Annotated in this window: 16 protein-coding genes; 11 read left to right on the top strand and 5 right to left on the bottom strand. The window is 55.7% G+C overall.

Going from position 1 to position 14,379, the window contains the following annotated elements; all coding sequences use genetic code 11:
• Positions 1-29: 29 nt before the first annotated feature.
• The 10 genes from G403_RS0109020 (at position 30) to G403_RS0108975 (ending at position 9,328) form a co-directional block, all read left to right on the top strand.
• The gene (locus G403_RS0109020) at positions 30-482 is read left to right on the top strand and encodes an NUDIX hydrolase (RefSeq protein ID WP_027853702.1); all 453 of its coding nucleotides are present in this window, start codon (positions 30-32) and stop codon (positions 480-482) included.
• A gap of 9 nt (positions 483-491) precedes the next feature.
• Positions 492-1,595: a tRNA 2-thiouridine(34) synthase MnmA gene (gene mnmA, locus G403_RS0109015; protein WP_027853701.1), complete on the top strand. Its 1,104-nt coding sequence runs from the start codon at positions 492-494 to the stop codon at positions 1,593-1,595.
• Between the two features lie 13 nt (positions 1,596-1,608).
• Positions 1,609-2,295 carry a high frequency lysogenization protein HflD gene (gene hflD, locus G403_RS0109010; RefSeq protein ID WP_027853700.1) on the top strand — a complete coding sequence of 229 codons (687 nt, stop codon included), beginning with the start codon at positions 1,609-1,611 and terminating at the stop codon, positions 2,293-2,295.
• A 108-nt stretch (positions 2,296-2,403) separates the two neighbouring features.
• Positions 2,404-3,768: an adenylosuccinate lyase gene (gene purB, locus G403_RS0109005; RefSeq protein WP_027853699.1), complete on the top strand. Its 1,365-nt coding sequence runs from the start codon at positions 2,404-2,406 to the stop codon at positions 3,766-3,768.
• A gap of 97 nt (positions 3,769-3,865) precedes the next feature.
• Entirely contained in the window at positions 3,866-4,594 is a 729-nt protein-coding gene (locus G403_RS0109000) for an RNA methyltransferase (protein WP_027853698.1), read from the top strand.
• Between the two features lie 65 nt (positions 4,595-4,659).
• A complete protein-coding gene (locus G403_RS0108995; RefSeq protein ID WP_027853697.1) occupies positions 4,660-4,911 on the top strand; it encodes a hypothetical protein in 252 nt (83 codons plus the stop codon).
• Positions 4,912-4,913: 2 nt separating this feature from the next.
• Entirely contained in the window at positions 4,914-6,068 is a 1,155-nt protein-coding gene (locus G403_RS0108990) for a ribosomal protein uL16 3-hydroxylase (protein ID WP_156899668.1), read from the top strand.
• Positions 6,069-6,632: 564 nt separating this feature from the next.
• Positions 6,633-8,228: an isocitrate lyase gene (locus G403_RS0108985; protein ID WP_027853695.1), complete on the top strand. Its 1,596-nt coding sequence runs from the start codon at positions 6,633-6,635 to the stop codon at positions 8,226-8,228.
• A gap of 178 nt (positions 8,229-8,406) precedes the next feature.
• A complete protein-coding gene (locus G403_RS0108980) occupies positions 8,407-9,060 on the top strand; it encodes a Crp/Fnr family transcriptional regulator (protein ID WP_036233130.1) in 654 nt (217 codons plus the stop codon).
• A gap of 73 nt (positions 9,061-9,133) precedes the next feature.
• Positions 9,134-9,328, top strand: coding sequence for a YgaP family membrane protein (locus G403_RS0108975; RefSeq protein WP_027853693.1), 195 nt, complete (start codon positions 9,134-9,136; stop codon positions 9,326-9,328).
• A 4-nt stretch (positions 9,329-9,332) separates the two neighbouring features.
• On the opposite strand, the gene G403_RS0108970 is transcribed toward G403_RS0108975, so the two are convergent.
• From G403_RS0108970 to ylqF, 3 genes are all read right to left on the bottom strand, one after another.
• Entirely contained in the window at positions 9,333-9,590 is a 258-nt protein-coding gene (locus G403_RS0108970) for a CDGSH iron-sulfur domain-containing protein (protein ID WP_027853692.1), read from the bottom strand.
• 72 nt (positions 9,591-9,662) lie between these two features.
• Complete coding sequence (locus tag G403_RS0108965; protein ID WP_027853691.1) at positions 9,663-9,938, bottom strand: hypothetical protein; 276 nt, start codon at positions 9,936-9,938, stop codon at positions 9,663-9,665.
• Positions 9,935-10,831, bottom strand: coding sequence for a ribosome biogenesis GTPase YlqF (gene ylqF, locus G403_RS0108960; protein ID WP_027853690.1), 897 nt, complete (start codon positions 10,829-10,831; stop codon positions 9,935-9,937). Before ylqF ends, G403_RS0108965 begins: the two co-directional genes overlap by 4 nt.
• A gap of 154 nt (positions 10,832-10,985) precedes the next feature.
• Here ylqF and G403_RS0108955 point away from each other — a divergent pair, with 154 nt between their 5' ends.
• Positions 10,986-12,212, top strand: coding sequence for an EAL and HDOD domain-containing protein (locus G403_RS0108955; RefSeq protein WP_027853689.1), 1,227 nt, complete (start codon positions 10,986-10,988; stop codon positions 12,210-12,212).
• 58 nt (positions 12,213-12,270) lie between these two features.
• Here the strand turns inward: G403_RS0108955 and clpX are convergent, their stop codons facing one another.
• Complete coding sequence (gene clpX, locus G403_RS0108950; protein ID WP_027853688.1) at positions 12,271-13,551, bottom strand: ATP-dependent Clp protease ATP-binding subunit ClpX; 1,281 nt, start codon at positions 13,549-13,551, stop codon at positions 12,271-12,273.
• 81 nt (positions 13,552-13,632) lie between these two features.
• Entirely contained in the window at positions 13,633-14,268 is a 636-nt protein-coding gene (clpP, locus tag G403_RS0108945) for an ATP-dependent Clp endopeptidase proteolytic subunit ClpP (protein WP_051298771.1), read from the bottom strand.
• Positions 14,269-14,379: the final 111 nt, after the last annotated feature.

The following is a 14,379-nucleotide window of genomic DNA, read 5'->3' as shown; positions in this document are numbered from 1 at the left end:
CGAGACGCTCGAGTTACACGGAACACTGAATGCGCTGGACACCTCACGCCACCGTGGCAACGATTGTGGAACAGGATGGCCGCTTTTTGCTGGTCGAGGAACACGCCGAGGGCGCGCTGGTAATCAACCAGCCCGCAGGGCACCTTGAAGAGGGTGAACGGTTCAGCGAAGCGGCCTGTCGCGAAACATTGGAGGAAACCGGCTGGGAAGTCACGCCCGAGCATCTGTTGGGCCTCTACGTTTACCGCTCTCCGCGTAACGGTGTGACCTATCACCGCTGCTGTTTTATTGCCCGCGCGCTGAAACATCACACGGAACGCGAGCTGGATGAAGGCATTGTGGGTGCGCTCTGGCTTACCCGGGACGAGATCGTAGCGCGCCGGGCGCAGTTGCGCAGTGAGCTGGTGCTTGAGTGTATCGACGATTATCTGGCCGGGATCCGCTACCCGCTTTCACTGATCCATGAACCTGAAGAGATCTGATTCAAACCCATGAGTGACACTGGTGCCATCAAAGTGATCGTCGGTATGTCCGGCGGCGTCGACTCCTCTGTATCCGCCCTCCTCCTGCAACAACAAGGCTATCAGGTCGAAGGCCTATTCATGAAGAACTGGGAGGAAGATGACGGAACCGAATACTGTACGGCCAAGGAGGACCTGGCCGACGCTCAGGCGGTCTGCGACCGGCTTGGTATCAAGCTGCACACAGCCAACTTTGCCGCCGAGTACTGGGACAACGTGTTTGAACACTTCCTCGAAGAGTACCGCGCCGGCCGTACGCCCAACCCCGATATCCTCTGCAACCGGGAGATTAAGTTCAAGGCGTTTCTGGAATATGCCCAGATGCTCGGTGCCGATCTCATTGCGACGGGTCATTACGTGCGCCGCGGCGAGCGTGAGGGCCGTACCCGACTGTTAAAAGGGCTGGATCCAAATAAGGATCAAAGTTATTTTCTGCATCAGGTCGGAGAAGCTGAGTTGGCTATGACGCTCTTTCCAGTGGGTGAACTGGAAAAACCGGCAGTCCGGGCTCTGGCCGAAGAACACGACCTGATTACCCACAACAAAAAGGACAGTACCGGTATCTGCTTTATCGGCGAGCGCCGATTCAGCGACTTCCTCAAGCAGTATCTACCGGCCCAACCCGGCACCATCGAAACGCCTGATGGTGATGTGATCGGCGAACACCAAGGCCTGATGTATTACACCATCGGCCAACGCCAAGGACTGGGTATTGGAGGGCTGGCCAACTACCCGGAAGAACCCTGGTTTGTGGCGGATAAGGACCTGGAGCGCAACGTTTTGATCGCCGTACAGGGAACGGATCACCCTTTACTGTTCTCAGACAGCCTGACATGTTCCGAAATTTTCTGGATCAGCGGCGAACAACCAAAGCTGCCGCTGCGCTGCAAAGCAAAAGTTCGATACCGCCAGGCAGACCAATCCTGCACATTGGTCCCAGACCACAATGGCTACCGCGTGGAGTTCGATCAGCCTCAACGGGCTGTTACACCGGGCCAGTCAGTGGTTTTCTATCAGGACGACGTCTGCCTTGGGGGCGGCGTCATAGAAGCCCGGGCACGAGCCGGTCAATAAGGGAGTTTAACGGATGTCTCGATCCCACGATGAGCAGGCGATAGCGCTGGCCGGCATGTTACAGGCGGCAAGCCTTGTGGAACAGATTGCCCGCCGGGGCATGGTGGCTCAGAACAGCTTCGAGAGCAGTATTGCCAGCCTGTTCGTATCCAATCCGGCGATCACCGAAGATGTCTATGGTGGCACCGAGGATCTGCCGTTCAACCTGGGGCTGGGCCTCAAGCAACTGCAGGAGATCGTCGAGAAGCGCGGCGGAAAGTTTAACCCGGATGTGATGCGCTACACCCTGTCGATGATTCAGCTGGAGCAAAAATTAAAGGCCCGTCCGGATATGCTCGAGGAGATAGGAACCCGACTCGATCAGATCGAGTCCAAGGCGCGCTATTTTGCCCAGGATGGTGACTCCGATAGCGAGCAGCCCCGGTTTGATCCATCGATCTACACGCATTCCAACGTGATCGCAGCGATCGCGGCGCTCTACCAGGATACGCTCAGTACCTTCTCTGTACGCATCCAGGTGGGCGGCGACCCGCGTTACCTTCAAAACAGCGAGAATGCGGCGCGTATTCGAGCGCTGCTGCTGGCAGGTATCCGCGCTACCATCCTGTGGCGTCAGGTGGGCGGTAAGCGCTGGCACTTCCTGTTTTTCCGCTCCCGGGTACGCCCCTCACTGGCAAAATTTCGCTCGCCCGGACACTGATCCGGGCGCCCCGGCCCAGGTTTCGCCCGTCACTGACCTCGGCCACATTTTCCGGTATAATTTTTCGCCTTTCCCGTATAAACCGCCCAACTAGTGAGACTGTGTGACATGGAGCTTTCTGCCCTCACCGCTATTTCCCCGGTCGATGGACGTTATGGCAGCAAAACTGCCGACCTGCGCAACGTATTCAGCGAATACGGTCTGATCCGCTTTCGTGTAGAAGTCGAAATTCGCTGGCTGCAGCAGCTTGCCGCTCACCCCCAGATCACCGAGGTTCCCGCCCTGAGCGAGAACGCCAACGCGCGCCTGAACAGCATCGTCAGTGATTTCGACCTCAAGGACGCCGAGCGCATCAAAGAGATCGAGCGGACCACCAATCACGACGTCAAGGCGGTGGAATACTTCATCAAGCAGGAGATCGCAGAAAACGACGAACTGGTCGCGATCAGCGAGTTTGTTCACTTTGCCTGCACCTCTGAAGACATCAACAACCTGTCTCATGCCCTGATGCTCAAGAACGGCGTAGCCGAGCTAAGGCAACCCATGCAGAGGGTCGCTGACGAAATCGCGGAACTGGCCCGCAAACATGCCGACCAGCCGATGCTGTCACGTACCCATGGCCAAACCGCCTCGCCGTCCACTCTTGGTAAAGAGATGGCGAACGTGGCATACCGGCTGCAGCGCCAGCTCAAGCAGCTGGACCAGATCGAGTTTCTGGGCAAGATTAACGGTGCCGTGGGTAACTACAATGCTCACCTGTCGGCATACCCTGAAATAGATTGGGAAGCCAATGCCAAAGAGTTCATTGCCAGCCTGGGCCTGGACTGGAACCCCTACACCACACAGATCGAGCCGCATGATTACATTGCCGAGCTGTTCGACTGCGTCTGCCGCTTCAACACCATTCTGATCGATTTTGACCGTGACGTCTGGGGTTATATCTCCCTGGGTTACTTCAAGCAGCGCACCATCGCGGGCGAAGTTGGCTCTTCAACCATGCCGCACAAGGTCAACCCGATCGACTTCGAAAACTCCGAAGGTAATCTGGGTATCGCTAACGCCGTGATGCAGCATCTGGCCGCCAAGCTGCCGATCTCTCGCTGGCAGCGCGACCTGACCGACTCCACCGTACTGCGCAACATGGGGGTTGGCTTCGGCTACAGCCTCATCGCCTACCAGGCCAGTCTGAAGGGCATCTCCAAACTGGAAATGAACGCCGAGCGTTTAAACGCGGACCTGGATAACGCCTGGGAAGTTCTGGCTGAGCCGATTCAGACCGTGATGCGTCGCTACGGTATCGAGGCACCCTATGAGAAGCTCAAGGAGCTGACCCGCGGCAAGGCGATGACCAAAGCGACGCTGATGGAATTCATCGATACGCTGGAAATACCGGAGCAGGCCAAAGCCGAGCTCAAGGCACTGAGCCCCTCGACCTATATCGGTAACGCCGCCGACCAGGCAAAGCGGATCTGATCAATACACAGATTCACCCGAGCCGGCATCAGCCGGCTCTTTTATGTCCGGCGCCCGGTTCTGCGCTGTAAACTGAACTCTCAATCACGAACATCCAATGCTCTCCAATATTCGAATCGTACTGGTGCAAACCTTCCATCCCGGCAATATCGGTGCAGCCGCTCGCGCCATGAAAAACATGGGATTGTCGCAGCTATATTTGGTTGACCCACGGGTTTTTCCCGATGACGAGGCCGAATCCAGAGCCGCGGGCGCCAAAGATCTGCTGGCCCAGGCGGTGGTAGTCGACAGCGTTGAGGCCGCCATCGCTGACTGTCAGTTAGTGATCGGCACCAGCGCTCGCGAACGCAGCTATGATCTCCCCCTGCTTGACTTGGAAACCACCGCAGGCCAGGTGGTACAGGAAGCCAGCAGCGGCCAGATCGCCATCCTGTTTGGGCGCGAGACAATGGGCCTGAACAATGCGGAAATGTTGTTGTGTAATCGCCACCTCTATATTGACGCCAACCCGGACTATCCGGTGCTGAACGTCGCCCAGGCGATTCAGCTGGTCTGCTACGAGCTGAGACGGGCTGCCCGTAAAGCCGAGCGCAAAACTCTGGAGCCGGCACCCTACCCACGCCAGAAAGAGATGGTGCTGTTCTACGAGCATCTGGAGCGCGTATTACGGGTTACCAACTTTATTATTCCCCAGCATGAGGGACGGGTGATGGATAAACTCAAGCGTTACTTCAATCGCTCGCGCCCGGAAAAAACCGAACTTGGCATGCTGCGCGGCATCTTGGCATCGGTTGAAGAGACCGTCGAGCGGCTGACCCGGGACTAATATCGAATTACCTCAACCCCGGCAGGCTGATAAAGTAATGCGGTCTAGTGTTTAAGGAGATCAACATGAGTCAAACCCTTCACCAGCTGGCCGCTCAGGCAGGCCAGCTCCATGAAGCATTGCAGGACGCTGCCAGCAGCATGGAGCAGTACGAATATAACCTGACCGGCATTCAGCGCTGTGCGGACCAGATCGCCAAGTGCGTACGGATGGTTGGCAACAACCGGACTGCTGCACTCTCCGCCCGGGATACGCGCAAGGTCATGGGAGAGCTGGAAGACGCACTCGAAGAGATGATGGAGCTACTTGCCAAGTGAATATGGACGCGCCGCTAGGCTCAATCTCGGTCGAGACCTTTCTCAAGGACTATTGGCAAAAAAAGCCGCTGCTGATTCGCCAGGCGATACCTGACTTTTCGCCCCCGGTGACCGCTGATGAGCTGGCCGGTCTGGCCTGCGAACCCGATGTGGAGTCACGCCTGATCCGCTTCGACGCGAATGAGGATCACTGGTCGCTGGAACAGGGGCCCTTTCCGGAATCGCGGTTCGCGGAACTGCCTGACTCGCAATGGACGCTGCTGGTTCAGGCCGTGGACCACTGGATCCCGGAAGCGGCCGACCTGGTAGAGCGGTTCCGTTTCATACCCAGCTGGCGGGTGGATGATCTGATGATCAGCTATGCCGCCCCCGGGGGCGGCGTAGGCCCCCACTATGACAATTACGACGTTTTCCTGTTGCAGGCCAGTGGTACACGACGCTGGGAGCTCGGGGGCGTCTGTACCGAAGATTCTCCGCGCCGGCCGGATGCGCCGGTGATGATTCTCCCCGAGTGGAAACCGGATCAGAGTTATGATCTGGAACCTGGAGACATGCTCTATCTGCCACCTCAGATCGCCCATAATGGCTACGCTGTCGGCGACGACTGCATGACCTATTCCATCGGCTTTCGGGCACCCGCCCACAATGAGATTTTGCGCAGTTTCAGTGATTTCGTGGGTGAAAAACTGGGGCGAGAGATACGCTATGCCGATCCGGATCTGAGCCTTCAGACCAACCCGGGACAGATCGGGCAGGACGCCCTGAACCGCGTCCAGGCGATTCTGGCCAGTTACTTAAAAGATGAAGCGCAGATAGCGCGATGGTTTGGGCGGTATATGACCGAGCCCAAATACCCGGAGCTGGAAGAGGTGCAGGAACCGCCCTCGATCGAAGAGCTACAGCAGTGGCTTGCGCAAGACATACCCTTACGTCGCAACGAAGGCGCCCGGTTCGCCTACCTGGACAAGGCTGGTGAGGCATCGTTGTTCGCGAACGGGGAACGCTATCCATTAACCTGCGAGACACTTCCCCTGGCTGAAGCACTATGCCTGCGCAACGATTACACGCCGGCGCAGTTACCGAACTTAAACCGTGATGCGCTCGACCTGCTCTGCCGCCTGATTGGCGCCGGCGCGCTCTACCCCGTTCTTGACTGACGTCAGCTCCCGGACGTTACGACGGCCCACTCCCTAACCGCGAGACCGCAATACCCGGTCTCGCCCTCTGTTTTACCCATCACCACCTACCCAGCCAAGCGCCATAGACACACATTTTATAGGGACTATATCGACTTTGGTAATAGGCATGACACTTTTGGTGCCGAAAAAGCAACTGAAATGAACAGTTTGTAGTTAACTTTTTATAGACCTTTTAGATTTAAAAATAATATTTATTATTCCTTATCGTTTATGTAAATCGCGCATTTCATAGCCTCGACCAAAGTATTTCATACAAAAGAAATAGACCTTCCATCCCGCGTCGTCACTGCATTTTTCGCATTGCACAACAAATTTGATCGGGTAGTAAAACTACAGTGCCCGATTTCCGGGGCTTGTAGTCCTAATACAAACCTTGCTGCTATGCACAAAACCGCTTTGACAGCTCTCCGGCCAGCACACATTATTCGCTGCATAAGCGTTGCGGCTCCCCCAACAAGTCGCAGCAAATATAAAACGTGAAGCTTTTAATTCACCGAACAGCAAGACTGTAGAGGAAAAGCCATGTCAGAGTACAAGAAAGCAATCGACGCAGTTGCCAGCCTGAAAGCGGTCAATGGCGCACCCTGGGAAGGTATCAACCCGGAGTTCGCTGCTCGCATGAAGGTGCAGAACCGTTTCAAGACCGGTCTGGACATCGCACGCTACACCGCCAAGCTGATGCGCCAGGACATGGCCGAGTATGACGCGGATACCTCTCAGTACACTCAATCTCTGGGTTGCTGGCACGGCTTCATCGGTCAGCAGAAGCTGATCTCGATCAAGAAGCACTTCGGCAATACCAACAAGCGCTACCTGTACCTGTCCGGCTGGATGATCGCCGCGCTGCGCTCCGAGTTTGGTCCGCTGCCCGACCAGTCCATGCACGAGAAGACCTCTGTTCCGGCCCTGATCGAAGAGCTGTATACCTTCCTGCGCCAGGCAGATGCACGTGAGCTGGGTGGCCTGTTCCGCGAGCTGGATAATGCACGTGAAGCTGGCGATGCCGCTAAAGAAGCTGACATCCAGGCTAAGATCGACAACTTCGAGACTCATGTTGTGCCGATCATCGCTGACATCGACGCAGGTTTCGGTAACGAAGAAGCCACCTACCTGCTGGCCAAGAAAATGATCGAAGCGGGCGCCTGCGCCATCCAGATCGAAAACCAGGTCTCTGACGAGAAGCAGTGCGGTCACCAGGACGGTAAAGTAACCGTTCCTCATGCCGACTTCCTCGCCAAGATCCGTGCTGTTCGCTACGCATTCCTGGAACTGGGTGTCGACGACGGTGTTATCGTGGCACGTACCGACTCCCTGGGTGCAGGCCTGACCAAACAGATCGCCGTCACCAACGAGCCGGGCGACCTGGGCGACAAGTACAACAGCTTCCTGGACGGCGACTACATTGATAGCGCCGCTGATATCGATAACGGTGATGTGGTTGTTAAGGCTAACGGCAAGCTGCTCAAGCCGAAGCGTCTCGCATCCGGCCTGTTCCAGTTCAAGAAGGGCTCCGGTGAAGACCGCGTGGTTCTGGACTGCATCACTTCACTGCAGAACGGCGCAGACCTGCTCTGGATCGAGACCGAGAAGCCGCACGTTGGTCAGATCGCCAACATGGTTAACCGCATCCGTGAAGCGGTACCGAATGCCAAGCTGGTTTACAACAACAGCCCGTCCTTCAACTGGACCCTGAACTTCCGTCAGCAGGTGTTCGATGCCATGGTTGAAGCCGGCCAGGACGTTTCCGCCTACGACCGCGCAAACTTGATGAGCGTCGAATACGACGACACCGAACTGGCTGCTGCAGCCGATGAGAAGATCCGCACCTTCCAGCGTGATGCATCCCGCGAAGCCGGTATCTTCCACCACCTGATCACGCTGCCGACCTACCACACCGCGGCCCTGTCCACCGACAACCTGGCCAAAGAGTACTTCGGTGATGCCGGTATGCTGGGCTACGTCGAAGGTGTGCAGCGCAAGGAGATCCGTCAGAGCATCGCCTGCGTTAAGCACCAGAACATGGCCGGTTCCGACATGGGCGACGATCACAAAGAGTACTTCTCCGGTGACGCGGCTCTGAAGGCTTCTGGTAAAGATAACACCATGAACCAGTTCTAAACGTTAGTCTCCGCGGATCGCCGGTCCATCCCCAGTGTGACCGGCACTCGCTGAGAGCCACCCGCTCTCTGATCCGTTGGCAAGCTCCCGCCCACAAGGCGGGAGCTTTTTTCGTTATCGCCCGCACTCGATTGCGCGGGTACACTAGACGCCCTGCTAAGGACGCGAGGCGAAACTGATGGATACCGGCTGGCTTTCACTTTTTCCAACCCTACAGGCCGTGGATTCCCCCGGCTGGCGTAAAGCGCTTGCTCAATCTCGGGTTGTTGAAATTCCTGCTGAGACCGAAGTGTTTCATCCGGGTGATCGCTGCAAACAGTTTTTACTGGTTATCAGCGGCTCCGTTCGAGTGCAAAAGCTGTCTTCCAGCGGCCGCGAAATCGTACTTTACCGAGTAGAAAGCGGACAGTCCTGCATCCTCACCACCGCCTGCCTGATAGGGGGTGGCCCTTATCAAGCGGAAGCGATCACCGAAACACCGGTTACCGCCGTGGTTATTCCCGCCCCAGCCTTCGAAACAGCGCTGGATGACAGCAAAGCATTACGCGCATTTGTCTTTGACGGCTATGGTGAACGATTAACCGAACTGTTAATGCTGATAGATGCCATATCCTTTGGACGCTTGGACAGCAGACTCGCCGACTGGCTTTTGGCCCGACCTGAAGACGCCATTCGGACCACGCACCAGCAATTGGCGCGAGAGTTGGGCACAGCGCGGGAAGTGATTAGTCGCACGCTGAAAGAGTTCGAGCGGCGAGGATGGCTTCAGCTATCACGCGGCAGCGTTACCCTGACCAACCGTGAAGAGCTGAAAAAACTCGCGGCTATGTGATTAAGTCACTGAACACCGTAGCTGCCTGAACTATGCTGAAGCTATCAAAATATCCTTAATAAGGAGATCTCGGATGAAAGCAAATGTTGGTGGCATCGACAGAATTTTGCGTATTGTTGTGGGTCTGGCGCTGATCGCGGCGACACTGGCTGGCGCGCTGCCGGTCTGGGGCTGGATTGGTGTGGTTCCACTACTGACAGGGCTGGTTAGCTTCTGCCCTGTGTACAGCCTGATTGGCGTGTGCACTAAAAAAGACGGGAATGCGTGAAAGGTTAATCAGGCGCCCCCCGACAGTGGGAACCATCACAAATGGGGGGCGTACCGGTTTCCTTGCAGGTATAAAGCAACACTTCGCTGTCGCGTTCCGCTTCGAACACCAGCGGGTCGATACCCGTGCCCACATGACTACCACCGTCACAGAAGGGCTGCTGACTGGAGCGGCCACAAGCACACCAGGTATAGAGCTCGCCTTTCGTCAGGGAAACCCGAACCGGCTCGTCACCGGCCCGGCGTACAGGTGCACGGCTCATGATTAGACCTCCCACTGACGCCATTGCTGATCAAAAACTAGGCGAGTTTCCCGGGAAGGTCAAACGCGTGGTTTAGTCCTCGTCTTCCCGGTTCAGGCGACGGATCTTCTCTGCCAGACGTCCACCGTGACGGGTCCCTCGACGACCGGCTTCGGCATCACGTTCAACCCGGGACTGGGTAGCCTGCGCCTTTTCGTAGACAGACTTGTGTTTTTTCCGCTCACGCAGCGCCTTTTGCCGGCGAGCTTCCTTACTCGTGGGATCCGCCAACCGTTCCTGCTTGCGCGGAGCTCGCTCCAGTACCGTCATCAACTTACCGGTTGAGCGCTCTTTCTTCTTGCGTGTCATGATGATTGCTCCTGCTCAGCTTCCAGAGCGGCCCGCTCTGCTTCTAAACGTTTACGTTCCCACTCTTCCGGGGTTTCGAATGTAATTCGACCTATCTTTCCAGCGCGTAACTCGGTCAATAAAATATCGGCGGCTTTATACAGATCAACCACACCTCCTGGACGCAGACACCCTCTTTTTCGACCGATCTGATCGAGCAGCTCATCCGCGGATGACGGCACCGCTTTAAGCTTGAAACGTTCGATCAGGCACTGAGGGTAGTCGGCCAAGAGAAAGGCAGCCGCATAACCTGCAACCAACTCATACTCGATCGCGGTATCTTTGATCGCACCACTGGCGGCCAAACGATACCCGGCGTCTTCATCTTCGATTTTGGGCCAGAGAATACCCGGCGTATCGGACAGTGCCATGCCCTGATATTCACTGTAGCGCTTCTGCCCCTTGGTGACGGCGGGCTCGTTACCCACTTTAGCGATTCGCCGTCCCAGCAGTGCATTGATTAAAGTCGATTTACCAACATTGGGAATTCCCATGATCATTGCACGCACCGGCCGGCCTGCACTTGTCCGTGCGGGTACCGCCTCTTTACACAATGCAGGAATACGCTGCACCTGCTTCTTCTGCGCCGTATCAAGCGCTATGGCCGTAACACCCGCCTGCGCGTTGAACCATCGCAACCATTCCCCGGTGCGATCCGGGTCAGCCAGGTCCTGCTTATTCAACAGCTTGATCACCGGCTTGTCCTTACGCAGGGCATCCACCAACGGATTCTCGCTGGAAAGCGGCAAACGGGCATCCAGAACCTCAATCACCACATCCACTTCGTCCATCGTCTGCGCGATCTCTTTGCGCGCCTTATGCATATGACCCGGAAACCAGTTGATACGTGTCATCGTTTACTCAATATTTTTTGTCGGCCGCATAGTATACTCGCTGCTCGCATTGTCATCAGCCCGCACTTCTACTTATCCGAGGATATTTGGTTTAGTGCTTGCTCCTGAAAACCTGTAAAATCCTAAGCTGATACAAGGGAAGGACAGACCGCCCATGGCACACGAGATCGATCCCGGTCAGGTATTGATCGCCCGTCATCCGATTTTCGATAGTCAGCAACGCGTTATCGCCTATGAGCTGAACTATCACCGGGATACCAGCCTCAATGACATGCTGGCTGCCGATCCGGATGCCAGCTCCAGCTCTGAGATGATTCTGAGCACCTACACCAGCATTTCGGATCAGGGCGAAGTTAAACGCGTGCCCGCGTTCCTGCCCGTCCCGGTTTCCATGGTAGCTGACGGCTCCATGCCCGCCCTACCCACCAAACAGGTTGTACTGCAACTGAGCGTGCCTACCAAGGTCGGAGCCGAATTTGCCAAGGCCCTCAAGCAGCTCGCCGCAGACGGCTATAGAATCGCGCTGGAGGTTCGTGGTTTTGACGAACGCCTGTTGCCGCTCTATAAAATGGCCAAGATTATCAAGCTTGATGTGAGCCTGATGTCGGTGGATGAACTTCACGAGCAGGCAAAAGCCTTTGCCCAGTGCAAAACCACCCTGCTGGCGGCCGACATCCAGTCTGTTGAGCAACTGGAGCTCTGTATCAGCGCTGGCTTTAAGCTGTTTGAAGGTTCCTTCCTAAGCCGTCCCAAGGTGGTTAAGGGACGTCGTGTCAGTGCCAACCAGGTCGCCCTCATGCAGTTAATCCAGGAGCTGCAGAAACCGAACGCGAAACCGGAAGCTCTGGAGCATATGATCATCCGTGACCCGGTGCTGACCTATAAGCTGCTTAGAATCGTCAACTCCGCGGCCTATTCTCTGGTTCGTAAAGTGGAGTCGGTTGCCGAAGCCGTCGTATTACTGGGTATCGATCAGGTTCGCAAATGGGCCACACTCATCGCGATGACCAACCACCAGGATAAGCCGGAAGAGCTTGCTCGGGCACTACTGATCCGTGGCCGGATGTGTGAATTGATCGCAGAGGGACAAAAACGCACCAATGCGGGCTCCTATTTTATGGCCGGCATGATGTCCGGACTCCATGTAATGCTGGATGTGGACCAGCAAACCATGCTGCAGGAAGTCCCTCTCGGTGACGATATCAAATCAGCGATCTCGAGCTATGAGGGTCCCATTGGAGAAACGCTTGAGCAGACAATCGCTTATGAAAGCGGCGATTGGGAGAAATTGCCCCCGGATTTCAATATCACACTGTTCGAGGGCGCCTACCGCAAAAGCCTGAACTGGGCCAAAGAATCGATGCAGGCGATGTACGAATAAACCGGAGACCCGCCAAAAAAAAGCGACCCGATGGTCGCTTTTTTTATGACTGCCACTCTTAATCCTGCGGCGCGGCTTTGGACTGCTCCTGATTCTCGTAAATCAGGATCGGCTCGGACGTCCCTTCGATAACCCCTTCGTCGATCACCACCTTGCTAACCCCCTCCATGGAGGGAAGCTCGTACATGGTTTCAAGCAGCGATGCTTCAAGGATTGATCGCAGACCACGGGCACCCGTGCGGCGCTCAAGCGCGTTATGGGCTACAGCTTTCAGACCATCCTCACGGAAGTCGACTTCAACCCCTTCCATCTCGAACAGCGCCTGATACTGTTTCACCAAACTGTGCTTGGGTTCGGTCAGGATCTGAATCAATGCTTCTTCATCCAACTCGGATAGAGTCGCAACCATGGGTAGACGCCCGACAAACTCGGGAATCAGGCCAAATTTGACCAGATCCTCGGCCTCCACGTCGTGCAGCACCTCGGTAAGACGAATCTCTTCTTTGCTCTTCACGGTAGCGTTAAACCCGATAGAGCTGCGCTCACTCCGGTCACGGATAATCTTCTCAAGCCCCGCAAAAGCGCCGCCACAGATAAACAGGATATTGGACGTATCCACCTGCAGGAACTCCTGCTGGGGGTGTTTACGGCCACCCTGCGGCGGCACAGACGCCACGGTTCCCTCGATCAGTTTCAGCAATGCCTGCTGAACACCCTCGCCCGAAACGTCACGGGTGATTGACGGGTTATCCGATTTGCGGGAGACCTTATCGATTTCATCGATATAGACAATACCCAGCTGCGCCTTCTCGACATCGTAGTCACATTTCTGAAGCAGCTTTTGAATAATATTCTCGACATCCTCGCCCACATACCCCGCTTCTGTCAGCGTGGTTGCATCGGCGATCGTAAACGGCACGTTGAGCAGGCGCGCCATAGTCTGTGCCAAAAGCGTTTTACCACTACCGGTGGGGCCGATCAGCAGGATGTTACTCTTTCCCAACTCCACATCGGCCTTGCCCTTCCCTTGGAAGCGCAACCGTTTGTAGTGGTTGTAGACGGCGACGGACAGCACCTTTTTGGCGCGATCCTGGCCAATGACATAATCATCCAGTGTCTGCTTGATTTCGGCCGGCGTCGGCAGCTTCTCATTCGGCTCCTGCTCTTCGGTGTCCTGAATCTCTTCACTGATAATATCGTTGCAGAGATCGACGCACTCATCGCAGATAAACACAGACGGGCCTGCGATCAGCTTCCGCACTTCATCCTGGCTTTTGCCACAGAAAGAGCAGAACAGCTTGCTGCCACTTCCGCCTTTACCGCTGATCTCATCCGACATTCTGATACCTCAAAAAAAGCATTTCTTCTATATATGCGGCTCCCCGCCACAATTTCAAGGGTAACGGGGAGGCGCCAACCCTCACTCGGGTACTGTACGGCTCTCAAGAACCGAATCGATCAGGCCATACTCTTTGGCCGTTTTCGCATCCATGAAATTATCACGGTCAGTATCGCGAGCGATGGTATCCACATCCTGCCCGGTATGCTCAGCCAGGATATTATTCAGTTTATTACGGATCCCGATAATTTCACGGGTATGGATCTCGATATCACTGGCCTGCCCCTGATAGCCGCCCAGCGGCTGATGAATCATCATCCGGGAGTTAGGCAGTGAGTAACGCTTGCCCGGGGCACCGCCAGTGAGCAACAGGGCCCCCATGGAAGCGGCCTGGCCAACACACATGGTGCTGACATCAGGCTTGATAAACTGCATGGTGTCATAGATCGCCAGGCCTGCTGTCACTGAGCCACCGGGCGAGTTGATGTAAAGGTGGATATCCTTGTCAGGATTCTCCGCCTCAAGAAACAGCAACTGAGCAACGATCAGGTTGGCCATATGGTCTTCAACCTGACCGACCATGAAGATCACGCGCTCTTTAAGCAGACGTGAGTAGATATCGTACGCACGCTCACCACGTGAACTTTGCTCAACCACCATCGGCACCATGCCGCTATTAGTGATCACATCGGAACGCCCATTCAGAATGTCCGTCATTTACACTTCTCCTTCGAGCCTTTGAAAGCAAAAACGACAGTTAGCTTTAGCCAACTGTCGTTTTCGAGATTCCGGCGCTCCTCCGGGGTGGACGTTTGAGCGCTTTTTTCG

Origin of the sequence: Marinobacterium litorale DSM 23545 (assembly GCF_000428985.1) — a bacterium.
Classification (GTDB): domain Bacteria; phylum Pseudomonadota; class Gammaproteobacteria; order Pseudomonadales; family Balneatricaceae; genus Marinobacterium_D; species Marinobacterium_D litorale.
This window is presented reverse-complemented; position numbering and strand designations above follow the sequence as displayed.